General features: G+C 69.3%; 1 pseudogene. It reads left to right on the forward strand.

Annotated elements, in window-relative coordinates:
- Positions 1 to 134: 134 nt before the first annotated feature.
- Positions 135 to 316: pseudogene (locus ACTFO6_RS18320) on the forward strand (hypothetical protein); the annotation flags it as partial.

Raw genomic sequence — 316 nt, forward strand, 5'->3', positions numbered from 1 at the left:
GTACAAGGACCTGAAGGGCGGCAGCGAGGCGCTGCACGGCCTGATGCTGGAAATCGACGCCCAGCGGGAAGCGGCCAAGGCGAAAGGGACCGCCAAGTAGGCCCGGGCATCCGAGGGGGCTCAAGGAAAACGCCGTGTCCGGAACGCTCACCGCCGCCGCAGGCCATCCATGGAAGCGGCCGCGCATGGCGGTGCCGCTCGCGCTGGCTGCGGGGCTCCTGGGACTCGGGCTCGCAGGTTTCTTGAGCGCCGCGTGGGGCTATGCCTTGTTTCTTGTCTCCGGCGCGCTCCTGGGCGCGGGCGTCCTGGTGTTTTC

Source organism: Pelomicrobium sp. G1 (assembly GCF_051905455.1).
GTDB lineage: Bacteria > Pseudomonadota > Gammaproteobacteria > Burkholderiales > UBA6910 > Pelomicrobium.